16 protein-coding genes are annotated in these 19045 nt (G+C 72.6%); 7 read left to right on the top strand and 9 right to left on the bottom strand.

Translation table 11 applies throughout. The features are described from left to right. Window position 1: 1 nt before the first annotated feature. From IO39_RS00215 to IO39_RS00235, 5 genes are all read right to left on the bottom strand, one after another. Window positions 2-928 (bottom strand): alkaline phosphatase family protein, encoded by a 927-nt coding sequence (locus tag IO39_RS00215; RefSeq protein WP_043613924.1) that lies wholly within the window; start codon window positions 926-928, stop codon window positions 2-4. A gap of 159 nt (window positions 929-1087) precedes the next feature. After that, on the bottom strand, window positions 1088-1861 hold the full coding sequence (locus IO39_RS00220) for a sugar phosphate isomerase/epimerase family protein (RefSeq protein ID WP_157547742.1): 774 nt from the start codon (window positions 1859-1861) through the stop codon (window positions 1088-1090). A gap of 13 nt (window positions 1862-1874) precedes the next feature. Beyond that, complete coding sequence (locus tag IO39_RS00225; protein WP_043613928.1) at window positions 1875-2870, bottom strand: LacI family DNA-binding transcriptional regulator; 996 nt, start codon at window positions 2868-2870, stop codon at window positions 1875-1877. Between the two features lie 289 nt (window positions 2871-3159). Continuing rightward, window positions 3160-4392 (bottom strand): hypothetical protein, encoded by a 1233-nt coding sequence (locus IO39_RS00230; protein WP_157547743.1) that lies wholly within the window; start codon window positions 4390-4392, stop codon window positions 3160-3162. Window positions 4393-4671: 279 nt separating this feature from the next. Then, window positions 4672-5235 (bottom strand): TetR family transcriptional regulator, encoded by a 564-nt coding sequence (locus IO39_RS00235; RefSeq protein WP_245641740.1) that lies wholly within the window; start codon window positions 5233-5235, stop codon window positions 4672-4674. 82 nt (window positions 5236-5317) lie between these two features. Between IO39_RS00235 and IO39_RS00240 the strand changes: the two genes are divergently transcribed. After that, a complete protein-coding gene (locus tag IO39_RS00240; protein WP_043613938.1) occupies window positions 5318-6049 on the top strand; it encodes an SDR family NAD(P)-dependent oxidoreductase in 732 nt (243 codons plus the stop codon). A gap of 182 nt (window positions 6050-6231) precedes the next feature. On the opposite strand, the gene IO39_RS00245 is transcribed toward IO39_RS00240, so the two are convergent. Continuing rightward, window positions 6232-7776, bottom strand: coding sequence for an LCP family protein (locus IO39_RS00245; protein ID WP_245641741.1), 1545 nt, complete (start codon window positions 7774-7776; stop codon window positions 6232-6234). 183 nt (window positions 7777-7959) lie between these two features. Between IO39_RS00245 and IO39_RS00250 the strand changes: the two genes are divergently transcribed. The 4 genes from IO39_RS00250 to IO39_RS00265 all read left to right on the top strand — a co-directional run bounded on the left by IO39_RS00250 (window position 7960) and on the right by IO39_RS00265 (window position 12467). Beyond that, window positions 7960-8688, top strand: coding sequence for a hypothetical protein (locus IO39_RS00250; RefSeq protein ID WP_043613941.1), 729 nt, complete (start codon window positions 7960-7962; stop codon window positions 8686-8688). A 60-nt stretch (window positions 8689-8748) separates the two neighbouring features. Beyond that, window positions 8749-9912 carry a thiolase family protein gene (locus IO39_RS00255; RefSeq protein WP_211266859.1) on the top strand — a complete coding sequence of 388 codons (1164 nt, stop codon included), beginning with the start codon at window positions 8749-8751 and terminating at the stop codon, window positions 9910-9912. Next, a complete protein-coding gene (locus tag IO39_RS00260; RefSeq protein ID WP_157547744.1) occupies window positions 9909-11996 on the top strand; it encodes a 3-hydroxyacyl-CoA dehydrogenase NAD-binding domain-containing protein in 2088 nt (695 codons plus the stop codon). Before IO39_RS00255 ends, IO39_RS00260 begins: the two co-directional genes overlap by 4 nt. A gap of 87 nt (window positions 11997-12083) precedes the next feature. After that, entirely contained in the window at window positions 12084-12467 is a 384-nt protein-coding gene (locus tag IO39_RS00265) for an SSI family serine proteinase inhibitor (protein ID WP_043613951.1), read from the top strand. Between the two features lie 61 nt (window positions 12468-12528). Here the strand turns inward: IO39_RS00265 and IO39_RS00270 are convergent, their stop codons facing one another. Continuing rightward, on the bottom strand, window positions 12529-14001 hold the full coding sequence (locus tag IO39_RS00270; protein ID WP_043614654.1) for an amino acid permease: 1473 nt from the start codon (window positions 13999-14001) through the stop codon (window positions 12529-12531). A gap of 81 nt (window positions 14002-14082) precedes the next feature. Further along, window positions 14083-15963, bottom strand: a complete 1881-nt coding sequence (dxs, locus tag IO39_RS00275; protein WP_043613955.1) for a 1-deoxy-D-xylulose-5-phosphate synthase — start codon at window positions 15961-15963, stop codon at window positions 14083-14085. Window positions 15964-16123: 160 nt separating this feature from the next. Here dxs and IO39_RS00280 point away from each other — a divergent pair, with 160 nt between their 5' ends. Continuing rightward, window positions 16124-16987: a neutral zinc metallopeptidase gene (locus tag IO39_RS00280; protein ID WP_043613958.1), complete on the top strand. Its 864-nt coding sequence runs from the start codon at window positions 16124-16126 to the stop codon at window positions 16985-16987. Window positions 16988-17047: 60 nt separating this feature from the next. Next, on the top strand, window positions 17048-17797 hold the full coding sequence (locus IO39_RS00285; RefSeq protein WP_157547745.1) for a neutral zinc metallopeptidase: 750 nt from the start codon (window positions 17048-17050) through the stop codon (window positions 17795-17797). Between the two features lie 16 nt (window positions 17798-17813). Here IO39_RS00285 and IO39_RS00290 read toward each other — a convergent pair whose 3' ends face one another. Then, window positions 17814-19019: an ROK family transcriptional regulator gene (locus IO39_RS00290; RefSeq protein ID WP_043614658.1), complete on the bottom strand. Its 1206-nt coding sequence runs from the start codon at window positions 19017-19019 to the stop codon at window positions 17814-17816. Window positions 19020-19045 lie beyond the last annotated feature (26 nt).

Genomic DNA, 19045 nt, shown 5'->3' on the forward strand with positions numbered 1-19045 from the left:
TTCAACGTTCGTTGAAAAGCGGCGCCCCGTCGAGGTCCCAGGCCGGGTCCACGGCCACCCCGAACGCGGCCAGGACGGTCGGGGCCACGTCCACGAGCCGCGGCCCGGCGAGCGGCCGGCCGCCGAGGTCCTCGCCCAGCCGGGCGGCGATCACGAAGATCGTGCGCTCCTCGTCGGAGGTGCCGCCGTGCCCGCCCTCGTCCACGTGGCCGTGGTCGGTCGTGACCAGCACCGTCCAGCACTCCCGGGGGTACGACGGCCGCGCCCGGATCGTGTCGAGCAGGCGGCCCAGGTAGCCGTCCTGGAGGTGGAGCGCGGCGGCGTACTCGGGGCAGTGGGGGCCGAGGTCGTGGGCCACCTCGTCGGTGTCGCCCAGGTAGACGAAGAGGGCGTCCGGGTCGTCCTCGGCCAGGTGGCGCTCGGCGGCCTCGGCGACCCGCTTGTCGCAGGCGGCCCAGCCGTCGGCGAACCCGTCGAGCGCGAGCCGGTGGTCGATCTCCGGGCCGAACGCGCCCTGCTCGGCGAGGGCGGCCCACGAGAAGAACGCGGCGGTGCGGAGGGCGGGGCGGGCCCGCTTCAGGCGCGTCAGGAAGTCAGGAAATTTCCGGAATTGGGCACCGGCAAAACCGTTGTCGACGACCCCGTGCTTGTCGGGCCAGGCCCCGGTGGCGATCGACGACCAGCCGGGACCCGAGTCGGTGCGGGACCTGATCACCCGGCCGCCGTCCCCGGGCTCCGGGCTCTTGGGGACGACCTCGCCGGCCGACTCGGTACGCGGCGTGCCGGCCTCGCCGTACGGGAGCCTGCTGGTGCCGTACGCGCCGGTGGACATCAGCCCCTTGAGCACCGGGGCGTCCAGGGCGATCAGCCGGTCGAAGCGGAGCCCGTCCATGCCGACGACGAGCACCTTGCTGCTAAATGCGGACATCCTCCCATCTAAGCGGTGAAACCACGTAAGGCGCGAAGCGCCGCACCCGCCCCGAGAGCACCCGACCCGCCGGAACGTACCCGCACCGGAACACCGGAACGCACCCACACTGGAGCACCCGACCCGCCGGTACGCACCCGCACTGGAGCGCCCGCGCCGTCAGGACGCGAAGCGCCGGACCCACTCGGCCGCGCCGGGCAGGATCTCCTCGACCGGGGCCACCTGCGGATACCAGGTGCGCTCCCACTCCAGCGACACCCATCCGCCGAACCCGGCCCCGCGCAGCAGCTCGCCCGCCTCGTCCAGCGGCACCGACCCCGTCCACATGGGCACCGGCGTGGTGTCCTGCGCCGAGACGGCATCCTTGACCTGCACATACGACAAGTACGGCGCCAGCGCGGCCAGCGTGCGCGCCGGCGGCTCGCCGTGGCGCCACGGGTGCAGCAGGTCCCAGATCGCGCCGGTGGTCTCCGGCGTGCCCGCCTCGGCGAGCAGCGCGGCCACGGCCGCGCCGGTCGCCATGCTGTCGTGCGTCTCGACCAGCACGCGGCGGCCGAGGTCGGCGGCGGCGCCGGAGACCGCCTTGAGCCGCCGGGCGCCGACGGCCGGATCGTCCCCGCGCGGGAACACCCGCACGCCGGGCGCGCCGAGGTCGGCCGCCAGCCGCAGGTCGGCGAGGAGCGCCTGCACGACCGGCTCGTCCGGGCCCGGCTCGCAGATGCCGACATATCCCGCCAGGGCGGAGATCTCCAGCCCCGCCCCCTCGATCCGCTCCCGCACCGAGGCGCGCTCCTCTGGACCGAGCCCCGCGTGCACCCCGGTGTCCGGATGCAGCCGCAGCTCCAGCCCCCGGCAGCCCTGCCCGGTCGCGATCTCGATCGCCCTGTCCAGCCCGTCGCCGGGCATCCCCAGCGTGCTGACCGCCAGCTTCACCAGCAAACCTCTCTCAGGTCATCCTCCGGACGCTTTCCCGCAGGACGACCTCACCGGCGACCTGCTCGACCGCGACCGGCCGGTCTTCGTTCAGCGCCAGCTCCAGCGCGCGGGCCCCCATGTCCTTCAGGGGCAGGCGCACGGTCGTCAGCGCGGGCACGTGATCACGCAGAGTGACGATGTCGTCGAACCCGGCCACGGAGACGTCCTCCGGCACCCGGACCCCGCGCTCCCGGTAGGCCGCCAGCGCCCCGACCGCCATCACGTCGTTGACCGCGAACACGCACGTGACCTCCGCCCCCACCTGGTTGGCGGCGGCGTATCCGCCGTCGCGGTCGAACGGCCCGTGGATCACCTGCGGCGCGGGCAGCCCGAGCTCGTCGAGCGCCTCGCGGAAGCCGGCGCACCGGTCGGCCGCCGTGACCAGGTGCGGCGGCCCCGCCAGCACCGCGAACCTCGTGTGGCCCAGCCCGGCCAGCGCCCTGGCCAGCTCGGCCGCGCCCTGCCGGTTGGCGGGCGCGACGGTGTCGACGCCCAGGAGGTCCTGCCCGACGCAGGCCGCCCGGCCGCCGCCCTCCTGGTAGCGGGCCAGCTCCTCGCGCAGGCGGCCGGTGACGGCGGGGTCGGCCACGCGCGAGCCGGCCAGCAGCACGGCCCGCACGCGCTGGGCGTGCAGCGTGCGCACGTAGGCGATCTCCTGCTCCGGGTCGCGGTGCGTGGTGCCCACCATGACGAGCAGGCCCTCCGTGGCCGCCGCGCGCATCGCCCCGTCGGCCAGGGCCGCGAAGTAGGGGTCGGTCAGGTCGTGCACGACGATGCCGATGACGTTGCTCGCCCCGCGCGCCAGCGTCTGGGCGGCGATGTTGGCCCGGTAGCCGAGCTCGTCCGCGGCCTGCTCCACGCGCGCCCGCAGGGCCGCGCCCACCTGGCGGGTGCTGCCGTTGAGCACCCGCGAGGCGGTCGCGAGCGAGACGCCCGCCTGCTTGGCGACGTCTTCAAGCGTGACCACAAGACCCTCCCGGAAAGCGGTTTCCAAGTCTGCCAGAGCAGCACCTGGATCCGCATCCTGCCACGCCCGCGGCCCGCGCGAACAGGATGCCCCGCCCGGGAGGGCGGACAGTGAAACGGTTGCGCCACCCGGCCCGCCCGGAAGGACGGCGCCGCGAAGCCCGGTGCCGCCGAAGCCCGGTGCCGCGAAGCCCGGTGCCGCGAAGCCCGGTGCCGCGAAGCCCGTCGCCATCCTCGGCCCGCCCCGGAGGACAGGATCTCCTGTCACCCCGGGGGGCGGAGCCGGCGTCCTAGGCCCAGGGGAACAGGATGTCGAGCAGCCCCCTGCGCTCCTCCTGCGTCGGCGCCGGCACCGGGGCCTGCGTCGGGACCGACTCCTCCGAGGTGCCGGTGCCGGTGCCGGTGTCCGAGCCCGTGTCCCGCCCGGCGCCGTCCTGCCGGTCGGAGCCCGTGCCGCCGTTCGCCTCCCTGGCGGTGTCGGAGGTGTCGTTCATCGTGCGCTGCGGCTCGCGGGTGGGCCGCCTGGTGGGCTCGGCGCTCTCCTCGCGCTGGCGCGTGGGCGTCGGGCGGGCCGACGGCTCCTGCGTGGCCCTGGGGCGCTGCTGCACGGGGCTGGGGTTTGCGGTCTCGGTCTCGGTGGGCTCCTCCGTGACCGAATCGGTGGGCTCGGGGAGAGGCTCCTCCTCGACCGGCGTCTCCTCGGGGAGGGCCGACTGGGAGGGGGAGGTGACCTCGCCCGCACTGGCGCACTGGGCGCCCGCGCACGGGTCGTCGGAGGACGTGCCGGTGAGCATCCAGCCCGCGCCCACGCCGACCAGCACCACCGCGACGGCCGCCACCAGCAGCACCCGGGTGCGCCGGCGCACCTCGCCGTCCCCCCCGGACCGGCCGCCCGCCGACCGCCCGCCGGGGCGTGCGCCGTGGGAGTCGCCGGAGTCGTCGGTCCAGCCCGAGCCGAGGAAGCCGCGGCTGGGCCGCTCCTCCCCGTCGTCGCGGTCCTGGTCGTAGCCGCGGTCCAGGGGCAGGTAGGGGCTGTCGTCCTCCACCCGGTGCGGCCCGCTGTCCCCATCGACCCCGCTGTCCTCGCGGAGGGCGGCGTACGGGTCGCTCGCGCCGTCCTGGGCGCCGGGGGCGAGGTCGTGCGCCCCGCTGTCCTCCCGGAGGGCGGCGTAGGGGTCGTTGTCCTCGCGCAGCGCCGCGTAGGGGTCGCCGTCCTCCCGGAGGGCGGCGTACGGGTCGTCCGCCCCGCCGGCCGGCGAGTCGAAGGCGTTGCCGCCCGTCCTGCCCCTGTCATGGGCGCTGTCAGAGGTCAGGTCGTACGCGCCGTCGGACGGCCCGGCGAGGTCATAGGCGCCGGCGGTCCCGGGAGCGTCCAGCACGTCGTGGCCGGCGCCGCTCAGCACGTCGCGCGGAGCCTCGCCGTACAGCGGCTCGCCGGACGGGAGGACGTAGGTCTCGTTGCCGCTGACCTGGATGGCGGGCTGCTCGTCGGTGTCGTCCGTGCTCCACCGCGGGGACAACACGTCGCCCGTCATCTCCGGGTTTAACGACCTACCCTGCCCATCCTCGTATGCCCTGTCGTTCTCGTCGCGCGCCACGATGGAACCTCTCTAGTACGAATGCGAACCGCGCCCTTTCCTACCACTACTTGTCGGGAAATTTCACTTGTTTCACTAAAACTACTCTCCGTAACATTCGCCCCAATAGCGTTTCCTGTACCAGGCGTCCGGGTAAGTTGATCTTTCACCCGCAACCCCGCCCGGCCCCTTCCCGGACATCCGGATCGGCGCTCAAGGAGGCGATCAGCCGAGGACCCCGGCGACCAGTTCGTCCAGCGCCGCCCGCACCCGCTCGACCGCCACGCCGCCGTCCCCGAGCCGGTGGGCCAGCAGCGGCGCGGCGAGCGGCGCCAGGAGGGCGTCGGCCAGGCAGGAGGCGTCGGCCTCCGGGCGCGCCCGGCCGATCAGCATGGCCAGGTGCGCGTGATGGGCGTCGTACGCGCCGCCGAAGCGGGCCAGCGGCCCCGCCGTCTCGGCCATGAGCAGCAGGTCGAGCTGCTCGACCGTGCGATCGAGCAACGCCCCCAGGAACGCCCGCGCCCGCTCGGCCGGCTCCGCCCCGGGCCCGAGTGGCGGCGGCCCTTCCATGAACGCCGCCTGGAACTCCCGCTCCCGCGCGTCGATCAGCGCGTAGGCCAGCCCGGAACGATCCCCGAAGCGCCGGTAGAGCGTGCCCACGCCGACGCCCGCCGCGGCGGCCACCTCCGCCATGGACAGGCCCTGCACCCCGTGCGCGGCGACGATGGCCTCGGCCGCGGCGAGGATCTTGGCGCGGTTGCGGGCCGCGTCGGTGCGCTCGCGTCTCACGATCTCCATCCTCGCACCGGTTGCAACCGGAATCTCTTCCGCTTACAGTCAAAGCGGAACGGATTCCGCATAAGGAGGACGCATGACGAGGAGAGTCGCCCTGGTGACCGGGGGCAGCAGGGGGATCGGCGCGGCCGTGGCGCGGCGGCTGGCGGCCGACGGGTTCGACGTGGCCATCACGTACCGCAGCGCGGGCGAGCGGGCCGCGGCCGTGGTCAAGGAGGTCGAGGCGGCCGGCGGGCGCGCGCTCGGCGTGCGGGCCGAGGCGGCCGACCCCGGCGAACTGGTCGCGGCGGTCGAGCGGACGGTGCGCGAGCTGGGCCGGCTCGACGTGCTGGTGGCCAACGCGGGCATCGCGCCCTGCGGGGCGCTGGAGGACGTGACGCTCGCGGAGGTGGACGAGTTGCTGGCCGTGCACGCGCGGGCCGCGTTCGTGCTGGCGCAGGCGGCGGCGCGGCACATGGAGGCGGGGTCGGGCATCGTGTTCATCGGCAGCAGCCTGGCCGAGCGGGTGCCGTACGCGGGGTGGACGGCGTACGCGATGAGCAAGTCCGCGCTGGTCGGCCTGACCAAGGGCCTGGCCAGGGACCTGGGCCCGCGCGGCATCACCGCCAACCTCGTCCACCCCGGCTCCACCGACACCGAGATGAACCCGGCCGACGGCCCCGACGCCGACGAGGAGCGCCGCCACACCGCGCTGGGCCGCTACTGCTCCCCCGAGGAGGTCGCCGCCGCCGTCGCCTACCTCGCCGGCGAGGGCGGCCGGGCCGTCACGGGCACGGCGCTCTCCGTGGACGCCGGCGTGACGGCCTGACCCCGGACCCGCCCGGCCCGACACCCCGACCCCGGACCCCGCCCAGCCCGACACCCCGGCCTCGGACATCGCCCGGCCCGACACCCCGGCCTCGGACCCCGCCCAGCGTGACACCCCGGCCCCGGGCCCCGCGCGACGTGCCGGGATCAGCCGGCCTCACGGGCGGGCGGGAAAGGGGTGTGTCACTTGCAGGGGTTCGTGCTGGCGTCGACGACCTTGTCCTTGAGGGAGTCGGGGATGGCCGACAGGACCCGCACGCCGGGCCAGTCCTTGCCGATGACGAGCTGGATGACCGGCCCGGTGAGCTGCCGGCCGGGCTTGCTCCCGGCCTCGTACGGCTGCGAGGTGAGCGCCTTGATCTTGCCCTGCACGGGCGTGCGCTTGTCCTTCGACAACCGCGCGGCCACCGCGTCACCGTGGGCGGGCCCGTCCTCGGCGTCCTTCTTGGCGTACCGGATGGTGGTGGTGTCGGCCGTGGCGGCGTTGCCGACGTGCGTCACCACGAACCCCTGCGCGGCCAGGTCGCCGGCCACCTTGAGCGCCTTGCCCTGCTCGCCGGTGGCGTTGAGCACCTGCACGCGCACCTGCTCGCGCTTGACCGCCGCCGTGGCGGGCTTGCCGGGCGCGGGGCTGGCGGTGACCTCGACGTCGTTGCGCACGTTCTCGAAGAAGTCGCCGGCGGCCGGCTCGGCGAACTGCACCCGCGCCTTGTCCTCCGGGTACGGCTCGACCGGCACCGTGATGCCCTTGAGCTCCTTGGCCGTCAGGCCCCTGACGCTGTTGGCGATCTCCAGCATCCGCTCCACGCTGAGCTTGTCGTCCACGGTGACGGCCTGGGTGGCGGCCCGCAGGAAGTCGTTGAGCTTGACGGGGTCGGTGAGCAGGCCGCCGTCGGTGACCTTCTTGAGCACCTGGGTGAGGAAGACCTGCTGGCGCTCGATGCGGCTCAGGTCGCTGCCGTCGCCGAGGGAGTACCTGGTGCGCACGTAGCCCAGCGCCTGCTCCCCCATCACCACGTGCGTGCCCGGGCCGAGCACGAACTTGGCCTCTTTGTCGTTGACGGCCTCGGGCAGGCAGATCTCGATGCCTCCGAGCGCGTCGATGATGCCCTTGAAGCCGGTGAAGTCGACCTTCACGAAGTGGTTGATCTTGATGTTGGTGAGCGATTCCAGGGTCCGGATCGTGCAGTTGATGCCGCCGTCGTTGAAGGCGGAGTTGATCCGGCGCAGGCCGGCCGGCAGCACGGCGCCGTTCCTGCCCTCGCACTGGGGGATCATGACCATACTGTCGCGCGGGAAGCTGATGACGGTGGCGCTGTCCCGGTTGGGGGCGACGTGCAGGAGCATGATGGTGTCGGTGCGCTCCCCCGCGCCGACGGTCGTGGCGCCGTACTTCTTGTTGTTGCCGTCGCGGGAGTCGGAGCCGACGAGCAGCACGTTGAGCGCGCCGGTGTCGGGCGGGCGGCTGGCGCCCACGTCGATGGGCACGCGCGGGATCAGCCCTTCGAGATAGCGGTAGTAGGCGTAGCCGCCGAGCGAGGCCGCCACCAGCACGACCGTGAGCACCACGCTCACCCAGCCGAGGGGGGTCAGCCGGTTGCCGCGGGGCGCGGCGCGGCGGTCGCGCGGCGGATGCGGGGGCGGCGGCGGGTTCGGTGGCGGGGCGGCGCGCCGGCCCGGAGCCGCCTCGGTCCGCTGCTCGCCCACCCGGTTCACCCCTCGCGCCATGATCGCGAAGCATAGCTATAAATCGGTATCAGGAGGATAAGTAACACCATCCTGACAAGTACGCCGATCGCCGCCGGACGGACGGTGGCCCCACGGGCAGTCCTTGCTCACCTCGATCGAGGGCTCCATGCAAAGCGCGCGAACAGGCGGCATGACCACGTATGGTGACGCCATCATGACGGCATGCTGTTGACCGAGATGGCCCCTCCCCCCGGAGCCCTGGAGCTGGCCGGGCTGCGGGCCAGGGCCAGGGCCGCCCGGCGCGGCGCGCTCGTGACGCTCACCGCCTCGATCGCGCTGCTGACCACCGCCCAGCTGCTCGCCGACCGGGCCGCCACCAGGGAGCAGACGCTGCCGCTGGCCGTGCTGTCCCTGGGCGTCTTCGCCGTCGCGCTCCCCGCGATGGCGATCACCCAGTACGTCTGGGGCGTCCGCGCCCGCCTGGTGCGCCGCCGGGAGCGCGAGCTGTACTCCATCGCCCCCTCCGGCGCGGCGCGCCTGCTGACCCGGCCGGCCCTCGCGTGCGCCTGGGCCGTGACGCTCCTGCTCGGCTGGACCGTGCCGCGCTTCTTCCGGCACGCCGCCCTGCCCGCCTTCGCCGACGCGCTGAGCGGGGCCGCCGAGGTCCTGTCGGTGCTCAGTGTCGCGGCGGGGGTGTTGTTCGTGCTCTGGTGGGCACGTGACGCGGTGGGGATGCTGGCGCGCGCCCTGCGCTCGGGCGGATCACCTGGCGATCCATGGGACCCCGGCCACGGCGCGCGCCCGCGAGAGGGCGCGGCGCTCTGGACGGGCGCGGCCATCGCGGTCGTGGCCCTGCTCGGAGCCCGCGCCCACCTGTGGGAGCCGGCCACCGGCCTGGTCTACGCGCTGCTCACGGCCGCCCTCGTCCTCGGGGTAGTTACTGACGAGTAGCATGGGCACGGAACCCCTTACACAACGAGGAGCGAATCCGTGCCTTCCTCTCGTGACGTCGTGTTCGTGGACGGCGTGCGCACTCCTTTCGGCAGGTCAGGGCCGAAGGGACTGTATGCGGAGACCCGCGCCGACGACCTGGTCGTCCGCGTCATCCGCGAGCTCATCCGGCGTAACCCCAACCTGCCACCCGAGCGCGTGGACGAGGTCGCCATCGCCGCGACCACCCAGATCGGCGACCAGGGCCTGACCATCGGCCGCTCGTCCGCCGTGCTGGCCGGGCTGCCCAAGACCGTGCCCGGCTACGCGATCGACCGCATGTGCGCCGGCGCGATGACCGCGGTGACCACGGTCGCCGGCGGCATCGCGTTCGGCGCGTACGACGTCGCCATCGCCGGCGGCGTCGAGCACATGGGCCGCCACCCGATGGGCGAGGGCGTCGACCCGAACCCGCGCTTCCTGTCGGAGAAGCTGGTCGACCCGAGCGCGCTGGTCATGGGCATGACGGCGGAGAACCTGCACGACCGCTACCCGTCCATCACCAAGGAGCGCGCCGACGCGTACGCGGTGCTGTCGCAGGAGAAGGCGGCCAAGGCGTACGCCGACGGCAAGATCCAGCCCGACCTGGTGCCGACCGCGATCAGGACCGCCGAGAAGGGCTGGGGCCTGGCCGTCGAGGACGAGGCGCCGCGGCCCGGCACCACGATGGAGGGGCTGAGCGGGCTCAAGACGCCGTTCCGGCCGCACGGCCACGTCACGGCGGGCAACTCCTCCGGCATCAATGACGGCGCCACCGGGTGCGTCGTGGCCGCCCGGGAGGTCGCCGGCGAGCTGGGGCTGACGCCGAAGATGCGGCTGGTGTCGTACGCGTTCGCGGGCGTGGACCCCGAGGTCATGGGCGTCGGGCCGATCCCGTCCACGGAACGGGCGCTGCGCCTGGCGGGTCTCGACATCTCCGACATCGGGCTGTTCGAGATCAACGAGGCGTTCGCCGTCCAGGTGCTGGCGTTCCTGGAGCACTTCGGCATCGCCGACGACGACCCCCGCGTCAACGCCTACGGCGGCGCGATCGCCTACGGCCACCCGCTCGCCTCCTCGGGCGTGCGGCTGATGACGCAGCTCGCGCGGCAGTTCGGCGAGCGTCCCGACGTGCGTTACGGCATCACCACGATGTGCGTCGGCATGGGCATGGGCGGCACCGTGATCTGGGAGAACCTCGCATGAGCAACATGGACACCTGGCGCGCGCTGCTGAGCGAGCGCAACACCGACGAGGTCGTCACCAAGGCGCTGGTGCGCGACGTGCAGCTCCCCTACGGGGCCGGCACGATGGCGCTGATCACCCTGGACAACGGCTTCGACCACACCAAGCCCAACACGTTCGGCCCGCACGGCCTGTTCGCGCTCAACGGCGCGCTGTCGGAGATCGCCCAGCGCACCGACCTGGCCGCCGTGGGCGTGACGGGCAAGCCGTTCATCTTCGCCGTCGGCGCCGACCTCAAGGGCGCCGCCGCCGTGGCCTCCCGCGAGGAGGCGCTGGCCATCGGCGCGCTCGGCCACCACGTCTTCCGCCGGCTGGGCGAGCTGGGCATCCCGTCGTTCGCGTTCGTCAACGGCGCGGCGATGGGCGGCGGGCTGGAGATCGCGCTGCACTGCACCTACCGGACGATCTCGGCGGGCGTGCCCGCGGTGGCGCTGCCGGAGTGCTTCCTCGGCCTGGTGCCCGGCTGGGGCGGCACGCAGCTCCTGCCCCGCCTCATCGGCCCGGCGAACGCCGTCAAGCTGGTCATCGAGAACCCGCTGTCCAACAACCGCATGATCAAGGGCAGGGACGCGTACGAGCTGGGCGTCGCCGACGCCGTGTTCGAGCCCGCCGACTTCCTGGAGGAGTCGCTGCGCTGGGCCGCCCGCGTGGTCAACGGCGAGGTGAGCGTCGAGCGCGAGACCCACGACGGCTGGGAGAAGGCCGTCGCCGACGCGCGCTTCCTGGTGGACATGAAGCTGCGCGGCGCCTCGCCCGCGCCGTACCGCGCGCTCGACCTCATCGCGCTGGCCGAGACCGCCGGCCGCGACGAGGGCTTCGCCGCCGAGGACGAGGCGCTGGCCGACCTGCTCATGAGCGACGAGCTGCGGGCCGGGCTCTACTCCTTCGACCTCGTGCAGCGCCGCGCCAAGCGCCCGGCGGGCGCGCCGGACAGGTCGCTGGCCCGCAAGGTCACCAAGGTCGGCGTGGTCGGCGCGGGGCTGATGGCCTCGCAGATGGCGCTGCTGTTCGCGCGCCGCCTGGAGGTGCCGGTCGTGCTGACCGACCTCGACCAGGCCCGGCTCGACAAGGGCGTGGGGTACGTGCACGCCGAGGCGGACAAGCTGCTCGCCAAGGGCCGCATCTCCCAGGACCAGGCCAACCGTCTCAAGGCGCTGGTGACCGGCTCGCTGACCAAGGACGCCTTCGCCGACGCCGACTTCGTGATCGAGGCCGTCTTCGAGGAGATGTCGGTCAAGAAGCAGGTCTTCGCCGAGGTCGAGGCCGTGGTGTCGGAGGAGTGCGTGCTGGCCACGAACACCTCCTCCCTGTCGCTGACCGAGATGGGCGCCGGCCTGGCGCACCCCGAGCGGCTGGTCGGCTTCCACTTCTTCAACCCGGTCGCGGTCATGCCGCTGCTGGAGATCATCAAGGGCGCGGCGACCGACGACGCCACGCTGGCCACGGCGTTCGCGGTGGGCAAGTCGCTGAAGAAGTCGTCGGTGCTGGTCAAGGACGCTCCGGCGTTCGTGGTCAACCGGCTGCTGACCTGCTTCATGGGCGAGGTCGTGGCCGCCGTGGACGAGGGCACGCCGCTGGAGACGGCCGAGCACGCGCTCGACGGGCTCGGGCTGCCGATGACGCCGTTCGCGCTGCTGCAGCTCGTCGGCCCGGCCGTCGGCCTGCACGTGGCCGAGACGCTGCACGAGGCGTTCCCCGACCGCTTCGGCGTCTCGGAGAACATGGCCAAGCTGGTCGAGTCGGGCAAGCCCGGCGTCTACCGGCCGGACTTCACGCTCGACCCGGAGGCGGTGGCCCTGTTCGCGGGCGGCACCTCCCCCTCGACCGCCGAGCAGGTGCGCGAGCGGGTGCTGAGGGCGCTGGCCACCGAGATCCGCATCATGCTGGACGAAGGGGTCGTCGCGGCCCCGCAGGACATCGACCTGTGCATGATCCTCGGCGCCGGCTGGCCGTTCCATCTGGGCGGGATCACCCCCTATCTGGACAGGGCCGGAATCGCGCGGCCGCGCTTCCTCGCCCCCGGCGTGGCATCCGTGCCCGCCTGATCTTTACCGGTTTTTGGGGAGGCTCGCCCACGGGCCTCCCCCTCTCCACCGTAGCGTTTGGTGCCGTCCTACGAACGGAGAGTAACCATGATCAAGGCAGCCGGCACCCTCGCCCTCTGCGGAGCCCTCCTGCTGGGCGGCTCCACGCCCACGCTGGCCGCACCGCACCCCAAGGCCCGCCTCAAGATCGTCGACGGCGTCAAGGGCGGGCCCGTCAAGTCGGTCTGGCTCCACTGCGGGCCCGTGGGCGGCACCCACCCTCACGCGCAGGCGGCCTGCCGCCTGCTCAAGCAGGTCAAGGGCCAGCCCGCCAAGCTCAACGTCACCCCGAAGGCCTCGTGCTCGCAGGAGATCCAGCCGCACGCGGTCATCATCGGCGGGCAGTGGTACGGCACGAAGGTGCGCTGGGCCAAGTTCTTCCCCAACGCCTGCTACATGAAGGCGATGGGCGGCCAGCTCCTGTCGCTCTGAGCCGGCCGGGGGCGGGCCACGCGCCCGCCCCCGCCCCGCCCGGCGCCCGCGCCCCGCACGTTCAGCGGCCGGCCCGCTGCCAGGGGAACAGGTTCCTGCTGTTCCAGTAGCCGTAGCCCAGGTAGACGACGACCCCGATGATCATCCAGACCAGGAAGCGCAGCCACGTCTGCACCGGCAGGTTGAGCATCAGGTAGAGGCAGGCCAGCACCGACAGGATCGGCAGCAGCGGCACCAGCGGGGCGCGGAAGGCCCGGGGCAGGTCGGGCCGCGTACGCCGCAGGATGATCACCCCGAGCGACACCACCACGAACGCGAACAGCGTGCCGATGTTGACCAGCTCGGCCAGCTCGCCGAACGAGACGAACCCCGCCAGCACCATCGTGACCAGCCCGATGAGCACCGTCAGCCGCGCCGGGGTGCCGTAGTGCCGGTCCACCTTCGCCAGCGGGCGCGGCAGCAGCCCGTCGCGGCACATCGCGAACAGCACCCGGGTCTGGCCCAGCAGCAGCACCAGCACCACCGTCGTCAGGCCGGCCAGCGCGCCCACGCTGATGATCGTGGCCAGCCAGGGGTGGCCGACCGCGGTGAAGGCGTCCGACAGCGGCGCGGCCGTGCTCAGCTCGCTGTAGCGCTGCATGCCGACGACGACGAGCGAGACGGCGACGTACAGGATCGTGCAGACGGCCAGGGAACCGAGGATGCCGCGCGGCACGTCGTGCTGCGGCCTGATCGTCTCCTCCGCCGCGGTGGCCACGATGTCGAAGCCGATGAAGGCGAAGAACACGATCGCCGCCGCCGAGAAGATGCCGATCACGCCGAACGCGACCGGCGTGATGCCGAACACGAGCTGGATGAGCGGCGCCTTGAGCCCTTCCACCCGCCCGGTGGGCACCGCCTCGGGGATGAACGGCGTGTAGTTGGCCGCCTTGACGAAGAACAGCCCCGCCACGATGACCAGCAGCACCACCGCGATCTTGGTGATCACCAGGATCAGGTTGACCCGCGAAGAGATCTTGATCCCGGCCACCAGGACCGAGGTGAGCAGCAGCACGATGAGGATGGCGGGCACGTTGACCACCGGGTCGTCGCCCGCGATCGAGGCGGGCAGGCCCATCCCGAGCGACGACAGCAACGAGGCGAAGTAGCCCGACCAGCCGACCGCCACCACGGCGGCGGCCAGCGCCAGCTCCAGGAACAGGTCCCAGCCGATGATCCAGGCGGGGAACTCGCCCAGCGTCGCGAAGGAGAAGGTGTAGGCGGACCCCGCGACCGGGATCGTGGAGGCGAACTCGGCGTAGCACAGCGCCGCCAGCCCGCACACGATGCCCGCCACGACGAACGAGACCGCGACCGCCGGCCCCGCCATCTCCTTGGCGACCTGCCCCGTGAGCACGAAGATCCCGGTGCCGACGATCACACCGATGCCGAAGACCGTGAGATCGAGGGCCGTCAGGCGTTTGCGCAACTGGTGCTCGGGATCCTCGGTGTCGCGGATCGATTGCTCGACGCTCTTCGTGCGAAAGATGTCCACGGTCAGCGATCCTTCCCACACCCCCGGTGATCATGCCGGTTGCGGGGCGGGATCGCGATCTCGGCAGCGTCCACGGGCTCGTCAGCGGCGGGCGGGCTCCACGTGGGAGGTCCGCTTCGCGACCGCCTCGGTGATCTGGCGGGCGAGGTCCTGGCCGGTCAGGCCGATGCGGCCGAGGATGGCGGCCCGCTTGGCGTGGTCGAGGAAGCGCTGCGGGATGCCGAAGGTGCGTACGGGCACGTCGACGTCGGCGTCGCGCAGCAGGCGGGCCACGGCGTCGCCGACGGCCCCGACGCGCCCGTTGTCCTCGACGACCGCGACCAGCTTGTGCGCGCCGGCGGCCATCACGAGCGCCTCGTCGAGCGGCTTGACCCAGCGGGGGTCGACCACGGTGGCCGAGATGCCCTGGGCGTCGAGCAGCACGGCGGCGTCCATGCAGACCTGGGCCATCGGGCCCACGCCCACCAGCAGCACGCCGGGCTCTCCCTCGGCGGCCCGCAGCACGTCCATCTCGCCCAGCTTGCCCACCGGCTCGATCGGCTCGGCGACGGGGCCCTTGGGGAAGCGCAGCACCGTGGGGCCGTCGCTGACGTCGACCGCCTCGCGCAGCAGCTCGGTGAGGCGGTCGCCGTCGCGCGGCACCGCGATGCGCAGCCCGGGCACGACCTGGAGGATCGACAGGTCCCACATGCCGTTGTGGCTGGCGCCGTCGTCGCCGGTGACGCCGGCCCGGTCGAGCACCACCGTGACCGGCAGGCGGTGCAGGGCGACGTCCATGAGGAGCTGGTCGAAGGCGCGGTTGAGGAAGGTGGCGTAGACGGCCACCACCGGGTGCATGCCGCCCAGCGCGAGCCCGGCGGCGCTGGTCAGCGCGTGCTGCTCGGCGATGCCGACGTCGTAGATGCGCTCGGGGTATTCCTCGGCGAAGGCGTTGAGGCCGGTCGGGTGGAGCATGGCGGCGGTGATGGCCACCAGGTCGTCGCGCTCCTTGCCGAGCCTGACCAGCTCTTCGCTGAAGACGTTGGTCCAGATGCGGCCCTTGGGCTTCTCCGCGCCGGTGGCCCGGTCGAAGGCGCCGGGCGAGTGGAACTGGTCCTCGTCGTGGTTCTCGGCGGGGCTGTAGCCGCGGCCCTTCTGGGTGAGGGCGTGCACGATGACCGGGCCGCGGAAGTCGCGGGCCTGGCGCAGCGCGGCCTCCATGGCCTGCTCGTCGTGGCCGTCGATGGGGCCGACGTATTTGAGCCCGAGGTCCTCGAACATCACCTGCGGCGCCAGCACGTCCTTGACGCCCTTCTTGAAGCCGTGGAGGGCGTCGTAGAGGACGGGAACGTTCCCGATCTTGTCCTTGACGAAGTCGAGCATGTCCTCGTAGCGGCGGTTGACCCGCAGGGAGGACAGGTGGGAGGCCAGGCCGCCGATCGTGGGCGAGTAGGAGCGGCCGTTGTCGTTGACCACGATCACGACCGGCAGGTCCTTGATCGCGGCGATGTTGTTGAGCGCCTCCCAGGCCATGCCGCCGGTCAGCGCGCCGTCGCCGATGATCGCGACGACCGTGCGGTCGCTCTCGCGGCGCAGCTTGAACGCCTTGGCCAGGCCGTCGGCGTAGGACAGCGCGGTCGAGGCGTGGGAGTTCTCCACGAAGTCGTGCTCGGACTCGGCCTGGCTCGGGTAGCCCGACAGGCCGCCCTCCTGCTTGAGCGCCTCGAAGCCGGCCGCCCTGCCGGTGAGGAGCTTGTGCACGTACGCCTGATGGCCGGTGTCCCAGATGACGGGGTCGTCCGGCGAGTCGAAGACCCGGTGAACGGCGATCGTGAGCTCCACCACACCGAGGTTGGGGCCGAGGTGGCCGCCGAACCTGGCGCACGAGTCGACCAGCACATCACGGATCTCTCCGGCGAGCTGCGGCAACTCCTCGACAGTGAGCCGTTTGACGTCCTGCGGTCCCTTGATCGAGCCCAGCAACCCGCTCACGGATCCGACTCCCCTCTGCTCTTTTGCGCCGATTCCCCAGAGTCTAGTTCGCGGACGCCTCACTGACTCCATCGAGTCAATTCCACCCACATATGTCCGATCTTGACCTAGTCTTTCGATACCTATGAACTCCGTCCCCAAAAGCCGTCTCGTGACACTTGTCGCCGCCACGCTGGCGCTCGCCCTGGCGGCGGCCGCGCTCGTGCTCGTGCTCGCGGACGTGGCCACGACCTCGACGAGCGGCGTCACCGGGGGACAACAGCTCGCCGCGCCGCCCTCGGCCGCGGGGGCAGGGCGCGAGCGGGTGGCCGACGCCGCGACCAGGGCCCTGGCGACGCTCAACCCGCTCTACAGGACCGGCAGGCTCACCGACGTGAACTGCTCGCCCGGCCCCCTGCCCCCGGGCAGCATGGCGGCCTACCGGCGCTTCCTGACCCGCGTGACCGCCTGCCTGAACAAGGCGTGGGCGGCGCAGTTCCGCAAGGCGAAGCTGCCCTTCACCAAGCCGCGGCTGCGCATCATCACCAGCAAGGTCAAGACGCCCTGCGGAGCCTGGAACACCGGGGCGGACGGCGTCTACTGCTCCACCGACCGCACCATGTACCTGATGATCAGCAAGGAGCAGCTGCGCAACCCCTTTCCGCTGGGCGTCACCCGGCTGGTCGCGCACGAGTACGGCCACCACGTGCAGCAGGTCTCCGGGATCTGGCGCTACTACTGGATCGCGCGCTCGGCCTCGGGCAAGGCGGGGCGGCTGCAGCTGTCGCGCAACTCCGAGCTGCAGGCGGAGTGCTTCTCCGCGGTCTTCATGAGCACGATGAAGGACACGGAGCTGGTCACCGCGTCCGACTGGGCGTACACGGTGGACTGGTTCAGGAAGAACGGCGCCAAGGGGTGGCCGCAGAACGACCACGGCAAGGGGCCGACGCAGGCCGCGTGGATGACGCGCGGCTTCAAGCGCGGCACGCCGGGGTCGTGCAACACCTGGGCCGCCAAGCCACGAAATGTCACCTGACGGGCCCGTTGAGGCTGCCATAAGGCGTAAATCCTCCTAAAGGCTCTAAGATCCGCGTTCGTGCGCACTCCCCTCATGGCGCCGGCCGTGTGCCTGGTCGCGGGTCTCCTGCTGCCGGCGCCCGCGAGCGCGGCCGATCACCGGGCACGCTCCGGCCTCATGGGCGTGATGGGCGGGGACGTGGTCCCGCAGCGCTGCGCGATCCCGGCCATCCGGGCGGGGAGCACGGGCTCGCTCAGGTCGTTCCACCGGGCGATGGCCGAGTGCGCCGACCGGTTCTGGTCGGCCAGGTTCGCCGCGGCCGGCCTGCCGTACAGCCCGCCCGAGGTCGCGATCACCACGGGGGACGACTCGGTCTGCGGGGCGATCGCCGGCAGCGGCGCGCAGTACTGTCCCGACCAGCGCACGATCGTCATCCGCATCATGAAGCACGACCTGCGCGACCCGTTCAGGATGAACATCGCCCACTCCGTGGCCCACGAGTGGGGGCACCACGTGCAGCAGCTCACCGGCGTGCTGGACGCGCAGGCCGCCCTGTACGAGCCGGCCCCGGAAGGGGCGCGGCGGCTGCTCAGCCATCGGCTGGAGATGCAGGCCGAGTGCTTCGCCGGGGTGTTCTACAGCGCCACGCTCAAGTCCATCAGGCCCGGCATCTCGTGGGCGGACTGGATCTCGGCGGTGCGGGGGGCCGAGGAGAGCGACATCCACGGCAAGCCGCGCAACCTGGCCTTCTGGCAGGACCGGGGATACCGGGGCGGCGCCACGGGGTTCTGCAACACGTGGACGGCCGCCAAGAACAAGATCGATTGACCCGCCCCGCAGGCGGTCAGGCGTTGGCGCGGGCCAGGACCTCCAGCGGGTCGGCCAGGACGTGGGCGAAGGCGAGCTCGGCCGCGCCCACCAGGGTCGCGGAGTCCCCCAGCGCCGAGGTGCGCAGCCGCAGCCGCTCCCGCTGCGGCGCCATGGCGTGCAGGGTGAGCTGCGAGCGCACCTGCGCCGCCGAGCCGAGGTAGATCTCCCGCAGGATCCCCCCGAAGATCACCATTTCCGGGTTGAAGATGTTGACCAGGTTGGCCACGCCCAGCCCCAGCCAGTCGCCCACCCGGCTGAGCCCCTCCTGGGCCACGATGTCCCCGCGGTCGGCCGCGTCCACCACCGTGCGCACCGCGTCGCGGCCGTGGCGGCCCGAGGAGACCCGGCCGGCCGACTCCAGCAGGGCCCGCTCCCCCACCTCCGCCTCCAGGCACCCGTGGGAGCCGCACCCGCAGGCGCGGCCTCCCGGGTTGACGACCATGTGGCCGACCTCGCCGCCGTAGCCCTCGTGGCCGCCGAGCAGGTGGCCGCCGGCGATGATGCCGCCGCCGATGCCGACGTCGCCGTGCAGGTAGATGAGGTCGCGTACGGCGGCCCCGACCCCCCGGCTGTGCTCGGCCAGCGCCGCCAGGTTGGCGTCGTTGCCCACGCTGACCGGCAGGCCCAGGCCCAGCCGGCGGCCCAGCTCCTCGCCGAACGGCACCTCCTCGGCCTTCAGGTTGGGCCCGAACCGGACCACGCCGTCGCCCTTGCGCACGCCGCCCGACACGGCCGCCGCCGCGCCGACGCAGACCGTGTCGGCCCGGGTCTTGCGGCGCATCTGCCGGGCGAACCCGGCCAGCAGCCCCGCCACCTCGTCCAGGTCGAACCGGTCGCGGTCGCGCACGGTCTCCCGGCGGTCGAGGATCACCCCGCCGAGCCCGACGCGGGCGACGGCCAGCCGGTCGGGGCCCACGTCGAAGGCGAAGACGTAGACCCGCGCCGACTCGGGGCGCACCACGAGCGAGGGCCGCCCGGCGCGGCCCGTCTCGCGGGGCAGCTCCTCGCGCACCAGCCCGGCGGCGGTGAGGTCGGAGGTCAGCGCCATGATCGTGCTGCGGTTGAGCCCCATCTTCGCGGTCAGCTCGGCGCGCGAGATCGGCCCGCCCAGGTGGACATGACGGAGCAGCGCGCCGAGATTGTGGCGCCTGATGTCCTCTTGAGAGGGGCCGGCACGCATCGTCTGGGGTTCCTTCAGGGGCTGCG

Origin of the sequence: Nonomuraea candida, from assembly GCF_000725485.1 — a bacterium.
In the GTDB taxonomy this organism is placed as follows: Bacteria; Actinomycetota; Actinomycetes; order Streptosporangiales; family Streptosporangiaceae; genus Nonomuraea; species Nonomuraea candida.

What these genes read in the sequence shown, in the direction of transcription:
- IO39_RS00260 (WP_157547744.1), top strand. Translation starts at nt 9,909, where the DNA reads ATGAGCAACATGGACACCTGGCGCGCGCTGCTGAGCGAGCGCAACACC.
- IO39_RS00240 (WP_043613938.1), top strand. Translation starts at nt 5,318, where the DNA reads ATGACGAGGAGAGTCGCCCTGGTGACCGGGGGCAGCAGGGGGATCGGC.
- IO39_RS00265 (WP_043613951.1), top strand. Translation starts at nt 12,084, where the DNA reads ATGATCAAGGCAGCCGGCACCCTCGCCCTCTGCGGAGCCCTCCTGCTG.
- IO39_RS00245 (WP_245641741.1), bottom strand. Translation starts at nt 7,776, where the DNA reads ATGGCGCGAGGGGTGAACCGGGTGGGCGAGCAGCGGACCGAGGCGGCT.
- IO39_RS00250 (WP_043613941.1), top strand. Translation starts at nt 7,960, where the DNA reads ATGCTGTTGACCGAGATGGCCCCTCCCCCCGGAGCCCTGGAGCTGGCC.
- IO39_RS00290 (WP_043614658.1), bottom strand. Translation starts at nt 19,019, where the DNA reads ATGCGTGCCGGCCCCTCTCAAGAGGACATCAGGCGCCACAATCTCGGC.
- IO39_RS00215 (WP_043613924.1), bottom strand. Translation starts at nt 928, where the DNA reads ATGTCCGCATTTAGCAGCAAGGTGCTCGTCGTCGGCATGGACGGGCTC.